The following is a 20613-nucleotide window of genomic DNA, read 5'->3' on the forward strand; positions in this document are numbered from 1 at the left end:
ATGACGTCGGTAGACCACTCCTGGACGGCCGTTGCTCGCGTGCGCCGAGAGCTTCGAAAGAGCGCCGCGTTCGTGATGAATTCCGGCGCCATGGCAACCGGAACGGTTGCAGCGGCCGGTCTCGGGTTTGTCTATTGGTGGCTTGCAGCGCGGCTGTTCCCGCCGGAGGTGATCGGCTACACATCTGCCCTCCTGTCCGTGATGGGGCTTATCGGCACGCTCGGCGAGGCAGGAATCGGGACCATGCTGGTGGGCGAGATCGTCCGGAATCCCGGCAAGGAACGCGGCCTGGTGGCCGCGGCAGCGTGCGTCGGGGTGACACTGGGGGTCGGGCTGGCCCTGTTGTTCGTCTTCGGGCATGCGTGTTTCAGCAGCTCTACCGAGCTGATCGGCGGCTGGTTCGTGGGTGCTGTGTTCGTCCTCGGCTGCGGTCTGACCGTTCTCGCCATCTTGGTCGACCAGGCGTTCCTGGGCACCCTGCGCGCCACCAGCAGGATGATCCGGCAAGTGCTGTTCTGCACGTTGAAGCTGATGCTGATCGCCACCGCCGCGGTTGGCGGCTACACCTCCCATACCGCGCTTCTTCTGAGCTGGGTGGCCGGTCTTCTGGCGTCCATCATCGGCGTGGACCTGTTGACCCGGGGCGGTGCGCGTCGCCTCGTTGGGTCTCCCGATTTCCAACTGCTCCGTACGCTGCGGGGCAAGGTCTTCGACCACTACGTGCTCGACGTGGCCTTGCAGGCTCCCGGCATCATCATGCCCTACGTTGTGCTCGTTCTCCTGTCTCCGGCCATCAATGCCGCTTTCGTATCCCTATGGATGCTGGTCACCATCGCCTCGTTGATTCCCGCGGCCATGGCTACAGTCCTGTTCCCCGTGGTGAGAGCGAGCCCGAAACAATCCAGACACGACATCCTTGTATCGGTTATGGCGTCATTGCTTTTTTCGCTGGTCTGCGCCGTTTTCATCTTCACCTATTCGCAGAGGATCCTTGCGGTCTTCAATCCGGCCTATGCTGAAATCGCCGGTTCGAGCCTGCGCTTCCTTGGCTTCAGCCTGCTGGGAACAGCGCTTAAATTTCATGCCTGTACGCTGGCGCGGTTGGGCGACAGGATGCGCAAGGCATCTCCCTGGTTCGCGCTTGGCGGATTGCTGGAGCTGGGCTTGGTGATAGCTGGAGCGAGGCTCGGTGGACTTGAAGGCCTGGTTCTGGGCTGGACGCTCGCCACCAGCATCGAGGGCGTGTGCGCGGCCTTGACTTTGGCCTTCGCCATAAAATCTGGTTCTGCCGCCGGCCTCGTGCACGAAGAATCGCCCCCGTCGCCGCTCCAGACTTGAAAGACGGATCGCGTTGTGCGGACGCACTTGAGATGCTCGAACGCGCAAGCCTGAGCGACGCGGTCGAAGCTTCAATTGCCGAAAGTGATGTGATGACGTCGCCGGCGCGAAGGGCCGGGGTCCGCAAGCGGTTTGATGTGATGCTGGATGGCGTCAAATCGGTGCGCGCCGCGCTTGAGGATTCTATGCCACGCTGAATGACCAGCAGAGGGCGCAATTCGAGGCGATCCCTGAGCCAGCAAGGATCCCTGAGCCAGCAAGTGTGAGCGAGCAAGCGCGACCGGGAAACCAACATCCAGCGCTACCTTACCAAGGCGCTGCCAAGGCCGCCATGGAAGTCGCGATGAAATTCTCGGACGATTCCTCCGTCACTCAGAAGTACGACAAAGCTTCGCAGCGGGGAAGCCGGTTTCCGAAAGAGGCTAACGAACGGCGTTCAGTTCAAGGCGCTGTGCGAAGCGCTGTTCGCCGGCCTGTCAGGAAGAAACAGCACATCGGCAGATTTGGTTCCGGTTGTTCTGGCCTCGATCTCGGATTGGCTTGCCTTTCGGCGCCCGGTCCGGGTCAGCAAGTATCCCTCGTATCCGTTATCCGACAAGAGGCGCAGGACTACCAAAACCGCCCCGAACTTGTTCAATCCCTGGTCGGAAAGTTCGACGAACAGGGCCGGCCGGGCGAACCTCAGGATCTCGATCATGCCCTGAAGCGTCAGCAGTTCGGCACCCTGCACATCGATTTTCACGAGCGCCGGGCGCCGGGGTCCCTTGTCCGCGAGCAGCCCGTCGAGCGTCACGGCGGTGACCGGCACGCCGGTGCCGTTCCGGGAAAGCTTGTGGTCGGCCGGGTAAAGCGGGTTGATTTCGAGAAAGGTCGTGCCGGGCTCGGCGGCGGCGACCACCCTCAGCGCCTCAACGCGGCCAAGGAACCCTGCGTGCTCGAGCGCGGAAATCAGGCCGCTGTAATTCTGATCCTCCGGCTCGATGGCGATCACCTTTCCGCTGTCGCCGACCCATTCGGCAAAGCGGAGCGTGAAGAAGCCGACATTGGCGCCGACGTCGATGACCAGCGATCCGCCTGGCACGAATTCCCTGAGCTGATCGATCGGGCCTGCTTCAAAATACCTTTTGTAGAGGGGATAAAGCGCTAGATAGGCGCGGTGGAAAATCGGAAGACGCTGCAGGCCGAGCTTGGCGGTCAGCACATACAGCTTGATAGCCGAATCTCTCAGCAAAACTGTGAGCATTCAGGAACCATCCAATGACACCGGTGCAGGATTTATTGCCAGTGGCTTGTCGAAGGGCCCGCTCGGAGGGGGCCGCTCGGACGGCGGCATCACAACGATCTTCGTTCAGTTTTGCAGACCTTATCACTTGATCAAGGTCTGATCGCGGGAATTAAAGAGGTACCACCCGAAGATCAGCATCGACACGCCGCCCCAAGACCACTTGGCTGGATAATGCCGCCACCGCCACAAGCCGGAGGTTTCCCAACTACGAACATCAGGAGCACTTCCTCGCATCACCGGCTGGCGTGGCACAGCTCGGAAAGCCATTGCTTGGTCCCGGCGAACAGCTTCGCTGAGTACGCTTCCGAGCTGAGCCCGGTGACCAAAAAAACGTGGTCTGGCTCGCCCTCAATGAGGCATGTGGACGACATTCAACGGCGACCGGCGGACGAAGGTCAATCCCTTGCCCGGACCGCGCTACGTTTATGGCTTCCTCACGACGGCGCCGACCGAGCCGATTCATCCCAAGGTCATGCCGTGGTCACACCGGATGAGGAGCGCGACGTTTGGATGTGCCGTGCGACATGGGATGAGGCGTAGGCGTTGCAGTGGTCGGATAATGCGCGGCGGCGAGGACAAAGAGGGTAAGGCAGCAGTGTTAACCCGACTGATACTTCTATAACCTCGTGCCCCATGGTCGCATCGAGGCCCATCTGCCGCGCTGCAATATAGTCGAGGTATCTCTCATTGGTCACGGTCGACTATCCGGTCCTCGTCGTTTCGCTTTAAGATTGGTGAGCGGCGGTGACCATTGCAATCGCACCCTGGTCAAGCCCCGTTACGAGGGGGGCATATGAAAAGTATCTCGAAGTACATTTCCTTGATAACGCTCATGATCGTCTCGTGCGACACGAGTGGTGGAGGCGGTGGGTCGTCGCTGCCACCGCCAGCTGGGTACACTACCAGTCAGCTGATATTCGAGGACACCTTCACCGGGCACTCGCTCGATTCCACGATGTGGATACCTGCGATCGCGGACCAGAACGGTATCTGGCAGCAGAGCGTGCCGTCGCCGTACTCCGCGATGAACGCTGGCGGGTTCGACGCCGAGTACTTCGACCCGGCTCAGATCAGCACTGGTCCATCAGGCTTGAAGATCGTTGCGACGAGAAGCAACCGGTTCGCGGGGTACACGTGGAAGTCGGGCGCTATCTGCACGCACGGCAAGTTCACGTTTGCCGGTGGCTACGCGCAGATACGCATGAAGCAACCGGACGTCAGCACTGGCGGATGGCCAGGCTTCTGGCATCTCGAGGGCGGGGCCGAGATCGACACGCAGGAGGGCGGGTTCCTCAACAGCTCCGTGTCGGCCAATGCAGTGCTGGCAAACGCTTTGTTGGCTGCCACCAACGAGCAGCAGTTCTTCGATGCTGGTGTGGACCTGTCGGCCGGCTATCACGTCTGGGGCATGGAGTACATACCGGGCGTGTCAATCAAGTTCTATTTCGATGGTGTGCTCAAGCGAACCGTCACTAAGAACGTGCCGACCGGTGCCATGACCCTGCTCATTAGTCTGAGTATCGCCAACAGCAGCGCGTCTGGCTGGCACACGGTCTACGACAGTTCGACCCCGGCGACGCTCGTACTGGAGGTGACCGACGTTCAGGTCTACCACCTGAGCATGGACCGACAGCATTGAGGCGTGACGACACGAAGGTGAGCGTTACGCACCGCTCGACAGACCGGAGCAGGAACTAAAGCGCGTCGCGCTGAAGCGGATTCAGGCGACGCGTTTTAAGGCTTTGTTTTCATGCATGTCGTTATAGCAAAACCGCTGCACACTTTTGCGCGACATGCATTAAGCGGCGAGCGGCGGGACGGGCCGGCGCAGCAGCTGCAAGCCGTCGGTGGGCGCCGGATCGGCGCTCCAGACGTGACGTGGCTCCTGGCGGGGCCTGCATCGACAGGTGCTCATACCACTCAGCGCCGCCTGAGAGCGGTTGGGAAAAACAGCCGAAAGACCCCATCAACCTGCCCGCCGTCCGAAGAGCCCTTAACGCAGCCCTCCTACAATCAACGCCAGGGAGCGATGTCCCCATTGGGCTCACGACAACGACGCGACCACCTCCAGCATCACCTCCGTCGCGCCGCCGGCGATGGATAGGACGCGTGCATCCCGCGCTATGCGCTCGATCGGACTCTCTCGCATAACGCCCATAGCGCCGTGAAACTGCACGCATGCATACAACACCTCGTTGACAAGTTCGCCGCAGATGGCCTTCAACATCGAGATTTCGCGCAGGCAGTCGTCGTCCGCCGCCATGCGCCAAGCGGTGGCATAGAGAAACTCACGGCTTGCCTCCACTTTCGCAGAGAGCATCGCAAGACGTTGACGGATCGCCTGCATGTCCCACAGGACGCCCCCGAATGCGCGGCGCGTTTTTACCCAGGAGAGGGTCATATCGATCGCGGCCCCGGCCATCCCTATCGCCATGCTTGCGAGAACAAGGCGCTCATTCTGGAAGTTGCGCATTATGGAGTAGAAGCCCTGTCCCTCCGCGCCGAGCACGTTCTCGGCGGGGATGCGGCAACCGTCGAAGACGAGCTCCGCCGTATCGGAGGAGCGCCAGCCGAGCTTGTCCAGCTCGCGGGCGACACTGAAGCCTGGCGTCCCCTTTTCGACGAGGAACATCGTGATCCCGTGGCTTCCTGCCGAGGGATCAGTCTTGGCTGCGACGCAGTAGAGATCCGCGTGGACGCCATTCGTGATGTAGAGCTTCGTACCGTCGAGCACATAGGAGTCGCCATCTCGCAGCGCACGCGTGCGGATGGCCTTCACGTCCGAGCCCGCATCCGGCTCCGTTATGGCGACCGCGGTGATCACCTCGCCGCTGATAATGCCCGGCATCCAGCGCGCCCGCTGGGCTTTGGTGCCGTCGTGAAAGACATACAAGGAAGCCATGTCGGCATGGACCAGCATTGCATCGGCGACGCCGCCATAGGTCGAGCGCCCGAGCTCCTCGGCGAAGACCGTTGATGCGACCGCGTCCATCTCGGCACCACCGTACTCGGCAGGGTAGCGGATGCCGAAGAAGCCGAGCTCGCCCATGCGGCGCAGGATCGGACGAGGAATGAATCCGTTCTCTTCCCAGAGATCCGCACACGGCTTGATTTCCTCATCCACGAACCGGCGCACTTGGTCGCGCAAGAGCTCATATTCCGCCGCCACCCAAGGCAGTCCGGATTCTCGTGCCGATACCCAAGCTTTGTCCATCATCTTCATCCGCTCTGCATGCGTCCAATGCAAAGGCACCGCCTGGATTGGTGCCCAAGGTCGGGGGCATTCCGGCAAGCTAGAGTTCGACCTCCTCCCTCGGTCCCTCCGAGAGTGGGGAGCCTTTGGAATTTGCCATCCAACGCATTCCGTCGATCACTTCCGCCAGTTCGGCGAGCGTCGGGCGCTCAAAGAGGTTGCGAAGCTGCACGTCGACGCCGAAGATCTTCCGCATGCGCGACACCGCCCGCATCACCAGGAGCGATTCCCCGCCCAGGCCAAAGAAGTTGTCGCGACGGCCGATTGCCTCGACCTTAAGGAGATTGCACCACAGCGCGGCCAGCGTCTTCTCGGTCTCCGTCAACGGGGCGGCGAATTCTTGCGCAGGCTGGAAGTTTTCCGCGATCGGCTCGGGAAGCGACGAGCGGTCGATCTTGCCGTTGGACGTGAGCGGCATCCGTTCGAGGCAGACATAGTGCGTCGGAATCATGGATCCTAAGAGTTCTTCGGCGAGGTGCGCGCGCAGGTCCGCGACGGTCAGGGGTTTCGACGAGACATAGTAAGCCACAAGTCGCGCGATGCCGTCTTCGGCCGCTGGCGGTTCGACATCGCCCATTTGGACCATCGTTGGTGTCGCTGGCGTCGTCGTCGAGTTGGCGATGGCGATGACAGCGCATTCCTGAACGTGTGGATGCTTGAGAAGCCGCGCTTCGATCTCGCCCAGCTCGACACGTGCGCCACCAATCTTCACCTGATGGTCGGCGCGGCCGAGAAAGTCCAGGCGCCCTTCCGAGTTCCAGCGGGCGAGATCCCCCGTCTTGTACAGCCGCAGCTTCGAAAACCCATCTCGAGGATCGGGGACCGTAAGGAAACGCTCGTCTGTCAGGTCAAGGCGATTGAAATAGCCTTTCGCCAGACCGTCGCCGGCAATGAACATCTCACCGACGGTGCCGGAGGCGGTGGGCCGATGTGCTTTGTCGAGGACGTAGATGCCCGCATTGGCGGCCGGAACGCCGATCGGCACCGATGCGGATTGATCCCGGTCGATGTCGAAACGGTGAATCATGCAGCCAACCGTGGCTTCGGTTGGTCCGTACTCGTTGTAGATTTCGATGGGGTGGGGGATGGCGTTCGTGATATCGCGAGCCAATTCAGTTTTGAAGTCCTCGCCGCCCACGATGAACTTGCGCAGCCTTGTGGTCTTGAGATTGCGGTCGCGGATCATCGCGAGATGCGCCGGCGTCAGCTTCATGATATCGACGGCATTGTCGTCGATGACCTTGAGCACGACCATGCTCTGGACACCGGGATCACCAAGATAGACCACGATGCGGCCGCCGGTGACGAGTGGCGTAAAGAGCGTGGTAACGGTCAGGTCGAAGGCGAGGGATGAGAAAAGAGGCCATGCGTCACCTTCGCTGGAACCGTACACCCGAGCGGCCCACCAGATGTAGTTCACCAGGCTCCGGTGCTCGATCACGACGCCCTTGGGCGTGCCGGTCGAGCCGGAGGTGAAGATGATATAGGCGGTGCTGTCCGGAGTGGCAGCGGACGGTCGGGCCGAGTCCGGCTGAGTCAAAATCGACCCGAAATCGGCGTCGAGCACGAAAATGTCGGCAAGGTTCGGGGGAATGACGAATTGAAGGCGCGCCTGGGTGATCGCCACCGGCACCCGCCCGTCGGTCCCGTCGGCAATGTCCTTCAGGATTGTTGCGAGACGCCCCTTCGGCGTTGCCGCATCCACCGGCACATAGGCCGCGCCGGACTTCAGGACGCCTAAGATCGCGACGACGACCTCAATGGAGTGCTCCATGAACACAACGACAATCCGACCTGGCCCAGCGCCGGTCGAGCTTAGATGCGTGGCCATCTGGTTGGAGCGTTCGTCGAGCTGCCGGTACGTCAGCATTGCGTCACCGAAACGGATCGCTTCGGCGTTGGGACTACGCCTCGCCTGGTCGCGGAAGAGATCGATGATCGTCCTGTCCGACGGGTAGGGCGCTGCCGTGGCGTTGTACTCGACAACCAGCGCCCGATGATCGGCATCTCTCAGCAGGGGGCGCGCAACGCCCTGCGCCGCGATAGGTAGGACTTCATTCATGAGATACGCTCTCCATTGCAGAAATCAAAAATCAATCACGTCAATCGCTCAGCCCTTCGGGTTGCCTGGCGATAGAGCTCTGCGATGGCAGGTGCGTCCGGCTCCTCCAGCATACGGCTATCGTTGCAGTCCTCGGGCCCGAAATAAAACTCGGCTTGGGGCATCACTCGAAGCCATTGGCGCGCCGCCGCACCCGATCGCATCCAAGCCTTGTTCGGAAGGAATATGCATACTCGACCCGAATACGGGGTGGGGATGTACCGCCGCAAAGCCGTGATCGCCGTGGATTTGAGTCGAGCTCTGCTCGCCAGCACCGGATCTGCCGTGACAGGCTCTTTGCTTTTGCGAACGGGGGTCACGAGGGCGCTGACGCGCCCGCCAAGGTTCCCGAGACGCCTGCCGAAATACCGGAGACGAGCGCCGAATGTCGGCAGCTTTGCTATCTCTCGCAGAAATGAATCGGCGGTGCGACTGGCAAAGAAATATAGCTGACGCGGCAATTCCTTAAAGATGATGGGGTGTAGGGGGCCAAAGAGCGCCATGCACGGGACCTCCGCTCCGCGTTGACGCAGGATTTTCGCCAGCTCGAGAGCGGTTGCAGCGCCGGAGCAGTAACCGGCGATGATGTACGGACCGGTGGGCTGATATGCGACGATCTGGCGGGCGAAATACTCCGCGATATCTTCGACGCGTTCCATCGGTTCGCTCTGCCCATCGAAGCCAGACGGTTGGAGTGCGTAGAACGGCTGATCGCCACCCAGGTGCTTCGACAGGTCTGAGAATGAGAAGGGCGCCCCGATATGCCCGGGCACGGCATAAATGGGCGTGCGTGTTCCGCGAGACTGCAGGGGAATGATTGCTGGCTGTTGCCGGGCTGCAGCCGTGGCCATGCTCAGAAACGCGATGATTTCGCCCTTCCGGTTACGCAACTGGTCGGAAGACTCGGCAGTCAGTGCGCCAACTGGGGCGTTGCAGCGCAGCCGGTCGCCCTCTACCCAGACCTTGATGTCCTTGACCGCGAGGTCTGCGAGAAGCTCCGGGATCTGCATCAAGTCCGCCGACATAAGGCCTCTCGAGTTGGTTGACCTCCTCGCTTATCCGCAGTGCATCGTAAGTGAATGATGGCATCGCCGACATTTCAATTCCGGACTACCACTCAATTCCGGACTGCCACGGTCCCGATGTACCCGGGTTTCGGTACGAACCTATGGACAGCCCAATCCCTTTCCTCCCAAGAAAGGGGCTGTCCTAAACCGCATCCCAAGGCCTTGGAGATAGCCTCCAGCCGGGTCCAGCGCCGGAGGAAGCCTTCCAGCCGGTCTTGCGGAGCAAGGGCGGTGTAGGACCCGTATTCGGAGGCGGAAAAGCAGAGCGCTGCGATCTCGTCCGCTTCGGGCACCGGCAGAACTGCCTCGATGTCCACCCCGACCTCCTTCCTGGTCGAGAGGGCGACGACCGCGACATCTCCGGATCGTGAGACGCTGAAGCACAAATCGCGAGCAGGCATGCGGTGCGAGAGGTGGGGTTTGCCCAGGCGTCCATATTCCAGTTCGATTTCGGACGGCGAGATTCCCAGTTTGGAGGCGAGGAGCCGTCGCAGCAGCCCACGGGTAGCTTCAAAGCGGCGGCGGTCCCGCTCCAGTCTCAACCCCTCGGCGCGCCGACGTTCCTCTTCGTTGAGGCAAACGCCTATCTCGCGGATGACGTCCTGCTCAGCATCGAGCATGAATGCCAAGACCTCCAAACCATCTTTGTCGAGAACCGGCATTATGATCCCGGGTCTCAGCCCGACTTTATCCAACGAGTTTGAGGGGGGCGGTGCCGGCTCCACAAGAGGCTGACTGACGCCGACTCTGGGTCGAATTAATCGACGTCCCGGCCGAGCCGAGACAGCGTGAAAATTCCAGCTCGCGCCAAATGCGCCATGGCGATCGTCCCCGCCCGCGCCGGAAAATTGGATAAAGTCGAGCACGGGGCAGCACTCAGAAGTCATACGTGGATCCCGATCGCTGGGAACGCTCGTTCATGCGGGTTCCCGATGAAACAATCACGTAAGAGCGAAAGCAAGGAGCAGCTGGTGGATATTTTGATGTATGAATGTGCTATAAAGACCCAGACATGCGGCTGCTCGCGAGGGGTCTTTCGGAGGCGAAACGGCCGAACTTATCTTGACATCTATCTTGACGATGAACTCGCGCCCCATTGCTCTCCTGCTCTGACGAGTAAGGCTGCTGGCCAAAGAGCAGTTTACTTGGATGCGGAATGTGTCAGATCAAAGCAATCTCCGCTTCGCTTGCGATGCCACCGTCAGTTAAGGTCCAATTCGGATTACCTCTTCTGACTGATTGATCGGCCATGGTGGCTACGTGGCCACTTGGAATCTATGGCTCCAGCGGTAGGAGTCGAACCTACAAGCCTTCCGGCGTCGCATCAACAGTGCGGTGCGTCTACCAATTCCGCCACGCTGAAACATAGATTAGACAAAATCCAACCTCTCCTTTGTCCTCGCCTGCCGAACCTGCCGATCGATGGTCCAAGAGCCTGCCTCAAAAACTTGATACAAAGTGGCAACTCCTATTTTGCTCGACACTTCAAGCCGCGGCCTGTCTCATGCGAGTGGCAATGGCCCCTAGCACCCGCTTGGCACTGCGCAGCTTTGCCTCGATGCGGCGCTCTGGACTGTCTCTGCCTATTGCGATCCACGTCAAAGGATGCTCGGCATTGGCCAGGTGTGACTTGTGCCCGGCGGCGCCTGCCAGAAAATCGTAGCCGCGCTCCCCGCGTCCGAAGCTGTCCTCAATGGCCAGCACATGGCTGACAAGCCCGGGTTTGAGCCGGCCGTCGCGCTCAAACAGAAAGCCGCTTTGATAGTTGAGAACACGGTCGTCATGCACGAAATTGTACAAGACTCCAATTGTCTGGTCCCCAGCCAGCGTCCGTGAGATGCGGACGGTCCCCGTGGGAACTCCGCGCGCAATGAGATCCTCGTGAAAACGACGGAAGCTCGGATTGGCAAAGGATCCCTTGTGTTTCCACCGCGCCTGATGAAGCTCGGCGAGCAAATCAAACGCGGCGAGCGCCTCCGATGTCGCTTCCAGCGTCCGGAACTCAATGGGGCCGCGTTCCGCATATAACCGCATGGCACGGCTTACCGCTTGGCGAGTATTGCGGCCCAATGTGGCGCGGTAATTTCCGCCTTTCTGCCGGACTTTGGCGAAATCAATCCACCGTGCCGTATCTTCCGCTTTGACCTCGGTAAGGAACCCAGCCCGACCCGCGGTGCGACAAGCGGCCAACTCGAAGTCCCGATCAATTCCGGAGAGCACCAACTGGTCGGAGTAGCGCAAGTGACATGCCAAAGCGTCGAGGCATGCCACTCTGGTGGCATTGGCCAAGGATCGCTCCGCAAGAATATTGTTGTACTCGATGAACAATCGATCGAAATGAACGTCTCCGGTTTCATTGAGCAGCCAACGCGCTCGTGCATGCGGCCCGAAACTCCACGCCCTCCGCCGGCAAATAATCGCCAGGCCGACGATCTTGCTTGACGTCCGTGCGACTAAAACGTGGGGTTGCGCCCCCGCCGGGAGATGCCGCAGCCAAGTTCCGATCCAAAGCCAGGACAGATAGAATGAGTGAGTTGCTCGCGCTTCGAGCTCCTTCCAATCGGTCTCAAGTTTTGCGATGTTCTGCAAAATCTCCACGCTAACGTCGATGACCGTATCCTGAGGCATGGCAGGTTCGTCTGAAGCAACACGATAGCGCTTCGCATCGACAACCGAGATGTCGCCAGATCCTGACATGCCCCCATCTTTCAAATACTTTGCCAATAGAATAGTTTCAGGCCAAAACATCGAAGCAAGGCCAAAAAACAAACGACTAAGGCCGTCGCTAGAGAGGGCAGCTTCGGTCTTCGACGCCGTGCCATTGGCTAAATACTTCGCCAACGCCCCACGTTATGATTCCAGCGGGATGCGCCCTGGATTACTAGCGTTGCGGCCGCCGGAGGCGAATTGCCATGTCCAGGGCAAAATCCTTCGCCAGGCATCAATTCGGACTAATCACCTGATCCGCCAGCACGCGGCCAGGCCCTACGTCGTTGAGAGTGCTCGCGGCCGGCAAGCTGTCGCCGGTCGGCGACGAGGTTGGGACCGGCGAACCGGCTGGCTCTCCTGGCTGGCTTTCGCCCACGATGATGTTGACGAGGTCACCTGGCCGCAACAGGGTCATCCCGGCGGACTCGATGCTGACCGGCCCGGCTGTCGATTGCCGCACGATTTGATAGGTCACCCTGTTCGCGTTCGTCGCGAACTGGGCCGCAAACTGGGCGCGGGTCACCGGCAACGTGTACAGGATGCCTTCGCTGGCGTTCAAATCGCGTACATTGGCCGCGATCTGGCTCTCCGTCGTCTCAAGCTCGACCTCCAGATCGTTCCTGAGGTCGGCACGGGTTTGCAACACCTCAGCCTCCAGCGAAGCGACGCGCTGCTTGGCGCTCGCGTACTGGTTGCGGGCGTCCCGCCGACGCTGTTCCGCGTCGGACAACTCGCTCTGGGCCTGGTCCATCATCGTCACGTTGAGAACTTTGCGGTCCACGAGCGTGCGCATACTGTTGACGCGCTCCTGGCGCAGCTTGACGAGTTCGTCGAGCGATTCCATGTGTCCATACGCGACGACATCCTGCTTGGCCGCCTCCAGCGCAGTCAGGGTCGCGCGTTCGCGATACTTGCGGGCCATGGCGAGGGCACTACGACGGTCGCTCTGCTCATTGACGAGGTTGGCGGCTTCGACCGCGCCGGCCAATTCCAGCAACTGGGACGGGATCTTGGGCGCCGTACCGTCGCGCTCGGCCTCTAGGACCGCCCCGCGCGCGAGCAGTTTCACCATGGCATCGATCGCCCCGCTCCGCTTCTGGGTTTCACGCACGGCTTCGATCTTCTGCCACGGCTCGCTCTGGCCCTGGTTCAGTCCGCCGGCGAGCGCGATCGCGTGTAGGATCGTCATGCCGGGCGCGTACTTGAACGAGCCTGGATTCTTGACCGGCCCCAGCACGTAAATGGGCGAGCGCTCCAGCGACACGATGTTGACCAGCCCCTTGCGGCCAAGCAGTTGTTCGAAGGTTTCCACCAAGTCGGCCTGTACTTGTTGCGCCGACCGGTTGGCGACCGCAACGGAGCCAAGCAAGGGCACGGAAATCGTGCCGTCCTCCTGGACAGTATATTCGCCGCTCAGTTCCGGACGCTGCAGGATGCCGCCCAGCGCCGAGCCCGAGGACGCGCCCGCCCACTTGTCTTCCTCGACGTCGACTCGCTCGTAGAACGCGACCTTGAGGCGATCGCCGACGCCGAACAGGCCTCCCGTTGGCACGTCTGGCGCCATGCCGAGCGTTCTGGAGCGCTCGGAATTGGTGGCGACGGCAGGGGCGGCGCTCCTTTCGATCAACGCTGCGGTAGACGCATCCGGTCCCGTGCTGAGAGTTTTGGAGCGCTCGGTACTGAGGACGGTAGGCGCGGCGCTCGGTTCGATCAGAGCGGCGGCCAACGGCACGATCGCGCGGGAGGGTTCGGCCGTGGCTTGGGCCGGTTGATCTTGCCAGCTGTCGATAGCAGCAGACACCTTCTGTGCCAGAATTCCGGAGACCTCCTCGACCTTCTGTGCCAAGGTTCCGGAGACCTCCTCGACCTTCAGCATCACGGGTCCGGAGACATCCTCGACCTTCTGCATCACGGGTCCGGAGACATCCTCGATGGCCTTCCAGTTTTTGATCGCGCCCGCTCCCAGGGCGGCGACGCCAGAGAGCCCCATGACAAACAGGACGCCTTTCATGCCGCTCCGGGCCAAATGCGACGAGGAGGAAGTGACGGGTTCGGAGTTGTATTTTGTATCCATGGCCATGGCGTGTGTCTTTCGCTTTTTCAATGGTGGCCATCCCGTCCCGAACTGGTCGAGCCGAGCAAGGCTCTGCCTTATCGTGACCCTTCACCGCCAGCGGCACAACTATCCCTTTGTGGGCACTCCTTCGGGATAAACACCGCCTTGCACGAACTCGTTCAATGAGCAGATTACCGCGCCGCAGGAGAACCTCTTTGACGGGCAAACAAGACAAGGCGATCGAACGCAGCGAAGAACCGGAAATATTGGTCTATCGACGGAGCGTCTCGAACCGCCTGCGGCCCCAACATGCAATCGCAGGACGGCTGGGCCATCTCCAATTTCATCGTCCAAGCCTTGGAGAACGGGCCGATCACCACCCACGGCTCCTGGCCGCAAACCCGATCGAGGGTCTCGGGTTTGAGAATCCGGATAGATCTCGACGATGCTGCCCTAAGCCTAAAGAGGGTATTTTGGCGCCTAAAGAGGGTATCTTGGCATGGGGGTTTCGTAGCGTAAGGTAATATAGGCTGAAAAGAAACCATGGCGGTTGGCGCGTGGAGTGCCGGGTTCGTACATCAAACGGGCCATAGGAGAGGTCGAGCGCCACAGATCAGAGGAAGGCTGCGATGACAAGACAATCTTTTATAACAGTGCTTGTGGGAACAAGCGAGTTACTACGAGAGGGTCTTATTCGAATCCTGGATGCAGAAAAGTTTCGTATTCTTTCCTCTGCGGACTGTGTTCACGATCTTCTGCAGAAGCCACTACCCCAGAACCGATCCATCTTGCTCATCATGGATGTCGGCGGTACTGATGCCAACGCTGGATTCGCACAAATTGCAGACTTTAAAGCAATTTACCCGAGCAGTCATGTCGTTGCGCTAGCCGATAACTGTCGATCGAACGATATAGTTTCAGCCTTTCGTGCGGGAGCTGACGCGTATTTGACAAAAGCCGCTGCTCGCGAAACCTTCATCAAAACCATCGAATTGGTTATGCTTGGGCAGACGGTGCTACCTGCAGAAACGTCGATGTTTATTCAAGATATTTGGCCTAGCAAGAAATATGATGCGGCACATGATTTGGCAAAAGTGGCTATTAAAACGGAGGATGAGGAGAGAGAGCTGTCGGCTTTGTCAAATCGTGAAAAGAATATTCTTCATTTTTTAATCGAAGGGGAGTCTAACAAAATCATCGCGCGCAAGATTAACATCGCCGAAGCTACGGTGAAGGTACACGTCAAGGCCATCCTTCGAAAGATACGGGTCCGCAACCGTACTCAGGCTGCAGTTTGGGCGATGAATCATGGCTTGCTCACTCCCTCCGCCGGCAATGGCCTGTCAGGGAATGAAAAGATCGCAATTCAACCCTCTCATGATCCGCAAGAGCTAATTGAAGCGCAAAAGGGGTACCGCTTTCTCGAGAGCACTCATCCGATGTGATCGCCTCCAGGTTGCGGGAACCCGAGTATTTCGCCATGGCTCTCAACTCGGGCAGGCCAAATTCTTTGGCAGTTAAATTCTCTCGCGAAAAACTAACGGTGGATCATGAGCGAAAGCGCTTGAACTCGCCCGACGATCTGCTAACAAAAATTTGTATGTCTCGTCGGGCGAGACATTTTACAGCGAAGACATACGGAAGCAGCCCATTCAAAGCTAACAGATTTCACTATCCTTCTTTGAAGTTGAGGGGATGCATTAAAGTGGGCAACGCAAAAATTGCTCCTGGATTTTCGCTCAACGAAGCCCGAATTGGAACGGTCGAGGGCGGAGAATCTGGGCTCCTGGTCTGGAAATTCGACCAACTGGTTGCAGTCCTTACTCGGATCGACGAGGAAGCCTACTCCACAAAGGGCAAATGGTTCCTTGAGACAGGCTTCGGGTTGCTGAGCGGTCAGCACAAGAATTTCGATACGATCGAGGAAGCCGTAAGCTGGGTGGGCAGACATACCTTCCCCTAATGCCCTTGATTGATCAGCGGATTTCCGTAACCCGGCGCGCGGTTAGCTTCCGGTGGCCGAATTTGGCAAGCGCGGCCTGAAGGTCGACCATGCACGCCGCACAAAAAAGGCGCTGACTGCAGCTGAGCAGGATCGTGCGGACGCGGCGCGCCGGCGGGCGCGGTAGGTCCAACATCAAGAACGGGTTGATCCCGCCCGCCTGGTGACCGGAGGCAATTTCACTCCGCTCCAATCACTGCAACGAGGTCCCTCGACTTGGGATCGTCACTTCCGCATAGTTCCTTCCGTGAAGAGATCGTTGACCTTGTAGGCGACTTCCGTGCGGTTGGTCGCCTTCAGTTTCTTCATGATGTTTCGTATATGCACCTTCACGGTGCTTTCACGCAGGTTCAGCTCATAGGCGATGATCTTGTTCGCTTTCCCGCGACGGAGCGCTTGGGCGACCTCGGTTTGCCTTAGAGTGAACATTCTCGACAAAGGCTGCGTGTCGCGGCTGTCTGACTCGATCAGATGCCGCATGGAGAGAACGCTGCTTGCAGGGACAAAGATACCTCCGGCTGCAGCAAGGTTGATCGCTTCGACACACACATCGATACCGACTGAGGTCGGAATGTAGCCTCGTGCGCCACATTCCAGAGCTGCCAATATCTGTGCAAGGTCCTCATTGTCCGCCAGGACAACTACGGGGATCGATTTGAACTCAGACGATATGCGCCTGATCTCGTCTGCCGTGGCATGATCGGCGGCCTTCCGACCGCCAAGGTTGAAGAGTATGGCGACCAGGGGAGGGGCTGAGCCCTTCTTCATGCGCCATTCTTCGATTGAACCCATGGCGGCGACCGCCATGCCGAGTTCGTGGTCTACGAGGGCCGATGCAAGGCATTCTCGGTCCAAGGCCCTTCCATCCAGTATGAGAAGGCATTGCTCATGACGAGCATTTTCGGTTCCGTTGCTCGAAACCGTTGGTTGATTCATAGAGTTGTAATTAACCAGTCCAGCTGAGGAGTTCATACTACCAGCCCTTTTGCACACCAGCCGCCTCAAGCGGCCGACTACCCCTTATTCTAGAATTTGGAAAAGCAATCCCACCCGTCCAGTTTAAGGCTGGATCGCTTCATTCTGACCACACAGCAGTTCCCGCCTACCCAGCGAAGAACTGCTAACGTTACTCTAGGGTGAGATTATTAGCGGTCGCTAACCTAGGTTAATTTTTAGTAAAATTCCAAATAAGCGAAGCCGACCAGGCCTTGAAGACGCTGCGCCGCTGGTTCCCAGGCACGCCGTTGTGCCTGCTGCTTGAACCGAGGAGGCAATCGCGGGAGCATGCTGGATCCGCCAGGAGATCTAGCTGAGATACTCTTTCTCAAATCCGGCCGATTTTACGAGGTTCTTGCGGTTAAGAATCTCGACATGGCCAGCCTTGAATGAGACGAGACCGGCACTGCGGAGCTCCCTCAATGTCCGGTTCACGTGAACGGGGGTCATTCCGAGGATGTCCGCCAGCTCATTCTGAGTGAGCGGGCAGTCATACTTCCCGTGGGCCGACAGGCCAACGTTGGAGAGCCTTTCCTCCAATTCGAGCAGGAAATGGGCGGTTCGGCTCATTGCGTTGCGCCGCCCGACATTCACCAGGTGCTCGGCTAGAATGGCGTTCATCCGTGCCAGGGAGTGGGCAATCCTGCTGCCGAAGCTAGCTTCGGACAAGATTCCCTCGACCAGGGCCTTCCTTGGTATTGGATAAACGGTCACATCGGTTATGGAGGCTAGCGAAGCGAACCGGGGCCCGTCCACGGAGCGGAAGCCGACAATGTCTCCCCAAAGGGGAGTGTCGATGATCTGCCGTTCTCCGTCCGGCAACCCGCGGTAGAGCAAGGTCCAGCCTGACTTTACAATGAATATCGTATCGTCGTCGTCATCCTGGCGACATACGATCGAATGGGGTTTGTAGGCTCTGGCGGCAACACCGAGAAAATCGTTGTTGGCCCACTCAGTCTTCGACCATGTCCCCCCAACCGGACGTGGGCCTATGAATTGCGACAGCGTCTGCATGGAGACCCCCAGTTTCTCCAACTCTACCACAACCTACAATAGATAAATCTTGAAAGCCAGATGTGAGCGACTTCACAGTGAGCTGGGTATGGTTGCAATGTCCGATGGAAAAGAACTCTTCTCCGACGTCTGCAACGCCGCTGCGACTTCGAAGTTCCGTATCAGCCCCCCACGGTGGAGAAATCGAAGGCCGATGTCTTCGCCGGCGATAGTGCGGCCTTCAGGCGAGGCGGCATTGACATCCGCTTGGCTTGCGCATTTCGCGTCCAAACGCGCATTTGGCCGTTTGCAGAAAGTTGCAATTGGGAATTTGCCCGCCGAGCCTCGAAAATGTGAGGTCGGGAGGCCAGCTACTGGGCCGCCGCAGCCGCTGTCTTCGAATGCATGATAACGTTTTGGTCTTCAGGCGTTCCCCTTGGGGGCGGCCTTGCTCAGCCATTGAGGATCGAGAGCCGTATCGTCGGGATGGGTGGGGGCTTCGAAGGCATCGATCAGCGTTTTTGCTGCCCTGCCTGCAAGGTGGGATTCTGCGTACCTGGCTTGGACGGCCCGGGCGCGATCGTAAACTTCTTTGAGCTGCCGGACCTCCTTGGCTCCCAACGTCTCACGCATAATCTGCCTGGCCATACCGTTTCCCCTTCTTGCGTTGGAACGCCAAGCAAATCGCCGTCTTCGGCTATCAGCACCGGCCTGCGCGCCCGAAGAGATGGCCAACTTTGGCAGCAACCTGTGATCACCGGCAAAACCAACGCGCCCGGTCTCGTCAGCCAGTTCCTCGCGACTTTTGGCAAGCATCTTTTCGCGCCTAGCGCCCAGACGGCCGATCCGAGTGAGAATAGAGTTTACATGGTGGCGAAGTCTCCGGGCATCCGCCCTGGCTAAGCTTTAATGCTTACCGCCGGGCCTGCCGTACACAGGTTCCTTCGGAAGGAGTATCTGCGGCCATCCTTCTGCAGCGGGATGTCCAGCTACGTCCTTTGGCTCCCGGCGGCGCGGCGGAAAGAAGCAGGGAAGCGAGGAGAGCCGACATCGCATGACCATGTCACTGTATAGCGGCGGCTCCGACCACTCACCTTGGGTTGATGCGCTACAATAATCTCGGCAACGCGATCGAGCGCACGCTCGACAAGCAGACAGCATGCCTGCACCCCTTGAGGATGCAGAAGCGGGATCCCTCAAGCCATGTCTCGCCGATAGATCATCAGCTGGTTCTCGCCTTCCTGTATGATCCCACCCCACTGATTGCGAACGACGAAACGCAGGCGAAGGACTGCGCGGGCCGGATTGCGCGTGGTCCGCTTGTCCGCGACCGTTACCTCCGCTTTGATGGTGTCGCCGGCGAACACCGGGCCTGAAAACCGCCACGTCCAGCCGAGCGACGCTACCGCCCTGAACCGGGCGACGGCATTGTTCTTCAGTCCATCGACAAGAGACAGCACGAGCAAGCCATGAGCTACACGGGCCGGGAAGCCGTGCCGCCGCGCCGCCACGTCGCTCATATGGATTTCGAACCGGTCACCGGTCATTTCCGCGAATGCCTCGATGACAGTTGCCGTTACTTCTCGGGAAGGCGTTTCGAAATGGTCGCCGATCTCCACGTCTTCGTCGCTCAACCCGAAGCCTGTGAGCGATTTTCCCTTGGGCTCGACACTCATGCCGGCACCGGAGCATCCTCTCGCAACAGTCCCTTCTTCTTCAGGTCCTTCCAGAAATCGCCCGGGATAGAGTAGCTGAACCAGGAGAGATTCTGCTCGAGTTGCTGGACGGTGCGGGTGCCAGCGCAGAAGGAGGGGATGGCCGGATGCGCTACCACGAACTGCAAGGCGGCGGCCGGCAGCGGCACGCCGTGTGCGCGGCAGACCTCTTCGATTTTCGCGACTTTTTCAACGATGTGGCTTGGCGCTGGTGAGTAGTTGTACTTGGCGCCGGGAACGGCACCCGTGGCCAGGATGCCGGAATTGAATCCCCCGCCGACGAGCACCGCCGCGCCACGTTCGACGCAAAGTGGAAGAAAAGCGTCCAGGGCCTGCTGTTCGAGAAGCGTATAGCGACCTGCCAGCAGGAAGCAGTCGAAGTCGCGCTGCTTCAGAGCTTCGTGGCAGACCTCCCATTCGTTAACGCCAACGCCGATCGCCTTCACAAGGCCTTCCGAACGCAGCCTCTCCAGCGCCTTCCAGCAGCCATCCATCGCCTGCCGGAAGACCTCCGGCTGCTCGTTCCCGCGGGTGAACCGATCGATGTCGTGGATAAAAAGCATGTCGATGTGTTCGAGGGCCAAGCGCTGCAGCGAATCTTCGAACGACCGCATGGTGCCGTCGTAGGAGTAGTCGAAATTCATGGTGTTCGGCGCGGCGTTCGACCACGGCGCGAAGTCGATCTGCGAGCGCTTTGCCGGTTTCAGCATCCGGCCCACCTTGCTGGCGAGGACGAACTCGTCGCGCTTCTTCCACCGAAGCGAATGCCCGGTTCGCAGTTCCGAGAGGCCGTGGCCGTACATCGGCGCGGTGTCATAGAAGCGCACGCCCGCATCCCATGCGGTCTGGATCATGGCATCCGCGGTCTGCTCCTCTATGGGCTGAAGGAAATTTCCGATCGGAGCAGTTCCGAATGCGAAGGCCGTAACCTCGAGCCCGGACCGGCCGAATACACGCTTGCCAGACGGCTTCATGACATCCTCAATTAGTAACCATCTGGTTATTTATATTTAAGTTCACGCGGCGCCGCAAGCACTTGATAGCGGCAACGCCTCGCGATGCAAAAGTCCGCCGCTTGACGTCGGCGGCGATTCCGGC

17 protein-coding genes, 1 tRNA gene and 1 pseudogene are annotated in these 20613 nt (G+C 59.4%); 6 read left to right on the top strand and 13 right to left on the bottom strand.

Translation table 11 applies throughout. From position 1 onward, the window contains the following. Complete coding sequence (locus FJ414_RS09325; RefSeq protein WP_140643755.1) at positions 1 to 1338, top strand: hypothetical protein; 1338 nt, start codon at positions 1 to 3, stop codon at positions 1336 to 1338. A 32-nt stretch (positions 1339 to 1370) separates the two neighbouring features. Next, positions 1371 to 1535, top strand: coding sequence for a hypothetical protein (locus FJ414_RS31430; RefSeq protein ID WP_181181577.1), 165 nt, complete (start codon positions 1371 to 1373; stop codon positions 1533 to 1535). A gap of 239 nt (positions 1536 to 1774) precedes the next feature. Here the strand turns inward: FJ414_RS31430 and FJ414_RS09330 are convergent, their stop codons facing one another. After that, complete coding sequence (locus FJ414_RS09330; protein WP_181181578.1) at positions 1775 to 2539, bottom strand: FkbM family methyltransferase; 765 nt, start codon at positions 2537 to 2539, stop codon at positions 1775 to 1777. An 877-nt stretch (positions 2540 to 3416) separates the two neighbouring features. Between FJ414_RS09330 and FJ414_RS09335 the strand changes: the two genes are divergently transcribed. Then, positions 3417 to 4262: a glycoside hydrolase family 16 protein gene (locus FJ414_RS09335; protein WP_140643759.1), complete on the top strand. Its 846-nt coding sequence runs from the start codon at positions 3417 to 3419 to the stop codon at positions 4260 to 4262. 405 nt (positions 4263 to 4667) lie between these two features. On the opposite strand, the gene FJ414_RS09340 is transcribed toward FJ414_RS09335, so the two are convergent. The 7 genes from FJ414_RS09340 to FJ414_RS09370 all read right to left on the bottom strand — a co-directional run bounded on the left by FJ414_RS09340 (position 4668) and on the right by FJ414_RS09370 (position 13833). After that, on the bottom strand, positions 4668 to 5846 hold the full coding sequence (locus FJ414_RS09340; RefSeq protein ID WP_140643761.1) for an acyl-CoA dehydrogenase family protein: 1179 nt from the start codon (positions 5844 to 5846) through the stop codon (positions 4668 to 4670). Positions 5847 to 5916: 70 nt separating this feature from the next. Further along, a complete protein-coding gene (locus FJ414_RS09345; RefSeq protein WP_140643763.1) occupies positions 5917 to 7938 on the bottom strand; it encodes a non-ribosomal peptide synthetase in 2022 nt (673 codons plus the stop codon). A gap of 35 nt (positions 7939 to 7973) precedes the next feature. Further along, positions 7974 to 8987: a thioesterase domain-containing protein gene (locus FJ414_RS09350; RefSeq protein WP_246672349.1), complete on the bottom strand. Its 1014-nt coding sequence runs from the start codon at positions 8985 to 8987 to the stop codon at positions 7974 to 7976. A gap of 107 nt (positions 8988 to 9094) precedes the next feature. Continuing rightward, a complete protein-coding gene (locus tag FJ414_RS09355) occupies positions 9095 to 9706 on the bottom strand; it encodes a 4'-phosphopantetheinyl transferase superfamily protein (protein WP_246672350.1) in 612 nt (203 codons plus the stop codon). 616 nt (positions 9707 to 10322) lie between these two features. Beyond that, positions 10323 to 10407, bottom strand: a tRNA-Asn gene (locus FJ414_RS09360). 122 nt (positions 10408 to 10529) lie between these two features. Continuing rightward, a complete protein-coding gene (locus FJ414_RS09365) occupies positions 10530 to 11885 on the bottom strand; it encodes a GNAT family N-acetyltransferase (protein WP_246672351.1) in 1356 nt (451 codons plus the stop codon). A 100-nt stretch (positions 11886 to 11985) separates the two neighbouring features. Continuing rightward, positions 11986 to 13833 carry a polysaccharide biosynthesis/export family protein gene (locus FJ414_RS09370; RefSeq protein ID WP_140643772.1) on the bottom strand — a complete coding sequence of 616 codons (1848 nt, stop codon included), beginning with the start codon at positions 13831 to 13833 and terminating at the stop codon, positions 11986 to 11988. A gap of 276 nt (positions 13834 to 14109) precedes the next feature. Between FJ414_RS09370 and FJ414_RS31745 the strand changes: the two are divergent. The 3 genes and pseudogenes from FJ414_RS31745 to FJ414_RS09380 form a co-directional block, all read left to right on the top strand. Then, positions 14110 to 14217, top strand: a pseudogene (locus tag FJ414_RS31745) (SDR family NAD-dependent epimerase/dehydratase); the annotation flags it as partial. A 221-nt stretch (positions 14218 to 14438) separates the two neighbouring features. Further along, complete coding sequence (locus FJ414_RS09375) at positions 14439 to 15254, top strand: response regulator transcription factor (RefSeq protein ID WP_140643774.1); 816 nt, start codon at positions 14439 to 14441, stop codon at positions 15252 to 15254. Between the two features lie 260 nt (positions 15255 to 15514). Beyond that, complete coding sequence (locus FJ414_RS09380; protein WP_181167072.1) at positions 15515 to 15772, top strand: hypothetical protein; 258 nt, start codon at positions 15515 to 15517, stop codon at positions 15770 to 15772. A 264-nt stretch (positions 15773 to 16036) separates the two neighbouring features. Here FJ414_RS09380 and FJ414_RS09385 read toward each other — a convergent pair whose 3' ends face one another. From FJ414_RS09385 to FJ414_RS09405, 5 genes are all read right to left on the bottom strand, one after another. Continuing rightward, entirely contained in the window at positions 16037 to 16747 is a 711-nt protein-coding gene (locus tag FJ414_RS09385) for a response regulator transcription factor (protein WP_226891962.1), read from the bottom strand. A 369-nt stretch (positions 16748 to 17116) separates the two neighbouring features. After that, entirely contained in the window at positions 17117 to 17821 is a 705-nt protein-coding gene (locus FJ414_RS09390; RefSeq protein WP_140643778.1) for a Crp/Fnr family transcriptional regulator, read from the bottom strand. 402 nt (positions 17822 to 18223) lie between these two features. Beyond that, a complete protein-coding gene (locus FJ414_RS09395; protein WP_140643780.1) occupies positions 18224 to 18616 on the bottom strand; it encodes a hypothetical protein in 393 nt (130 codons plus the stop codon). Positions 18617 to 18996: 380 nt separating this feature from the next. Beyond that, a complete protein-coding gene (locus tag FJ414_RS09400; protein ID WP_140643782.1) occupies positions 18997 to 19476 on the bottom strand; it encodes a MaoC family dehydratase in 480 nt (159 codons plus the stop codon). Beyond that, the gene (locus tag FJ414_RS09405; protein WP_140643784.1) at positions 19473 to 20489 is read right to left on the bottom strand and encodes an aldo/keto reductase; all 1017 of its coding nucleotides are present in this window, start codon (positions 20487 to 20489) and stop codon (positions 19473 to 19475) included. Before FJ414_RS09405 ends, FJ414_RS09400 begins: the two co-directional genes overlap by 4 nt. Positions 20490 to 20613 lie beyond the last annotated feature (124 nt).

Origin of the sequence: Mesorhizobium sp. B3-1-6 (genome assembly GCF_006439555.1) — a bacterium.
Taxonomy (GTDB): Bacteria; Pseudomonadota; Alphaproteobacteria; order Rhizobiales; family Rhizobiaceae; genus Mesorhizobium.

Excerpts from the sequence above, each read along its gene's own strand:
- FJ414_RS09385 (WP_226891962.1), bottom strand. The coding sequence starts at position 16,747 with ATGAATCAACCAACGGTTTCGAGCAACGGAACCGAAAATGCTCGTCAT.
- FJ414_RS09325 (WP_140643755.1), top strand. The coding sequence starts at position 1 with ATGACGTCGGTAGACCACTCCTGGACGGCCGTTGCTCGCGTGCGCCGA.
- FJ414_RS09335 (WP_140643759.1), top strand. The coding sequence starts at position 3,417 with ATGAAAAGTATCTCGAAGTACATTTCCTTGATAACGCTCATGATCGTC.
- FJ414_RS31430 (WP_181181577.1), top strand. The coding sequence starts at position 1,371 with ATGCTCGAACGCGCAAGCCTGAGCGACGCGGTCGAAGCTTCAATTGCC.
- FJ414_RS09370 (WP_140643772.1), bottom strand. The coding sequence starts at position 13,833 with ATGGCCATGGATACAAAATACAACTCCGAACCCGTCACTTCCTCCTCG.
- FJ414_RS09400 (WP_140643782.1), bottom strand. The coding sequence starts at position 19,476 with ATGAGTGTCGAGCCCAAGGGAAAATCGCTCACAGGCTTCGGGTTGAGC.
- FJ414_RS09355 (WP_246672350.1), bottom strand. The coding sequence starts at position 9,706 with ATGCCGGTTCTCGACAAAGATGGTTTGGAGGTCTTGGCATTCATGCTC.
- FJ414_RS09395 (WP_140643780.1), bottom strand. The coding sequence starts at position 18,616 with ATGCTTGCCAAAAGTCGCGAGGAACTGGCTGACGAGACCGGGCGCGTT.
- FJ414_RS09340 (WP_140643761.1), bottom strand. The coding sequence starts at position 5,846 with ATGAAGATGATGGACAAAGCTTGGGTATCGGCACGAGAATCCGGACTG.
- FJ414_RS09375 (WP_140643774.1), top strand. The coding sequence starts at position 14,439 with ATGACAAGACAATCTTTTATAACAGTGCTTGTGGGAACAAGCGAGTTA.
- FJ414_RS09345 (WP_140643763.1), bottom strand. The coding sequence starts at position 7,938 with ATGAATGAAGTCCTACCTATCGCGGCGCAGGGCGTTGCGCGCCCCCTG.
- FJ414_RS09405 (WP_140643784.1), bottom strand. The coding sequence starts at position 20,489 with ATGAAGCCGTCTGGCAAGCGTGTATTCGGCCGGTCCGGGCTCGAGGTT.
- FJ414_RS09350 (WP_246672349.1), bottom strand. The coding sequence starts at position 8,987 with ATGCAGATCCCGGAGCTTCTCGCAGACCTCGCGGTCAAGGACATCAAG.
- FJ414_RS09390 (WP_140643778.1), bottom strand. The coding sequence starts at position 17,821 with ATGCAGACGCTGTCGCAATTCATAGGCCCACGTCCGGTTGGGGGGACA.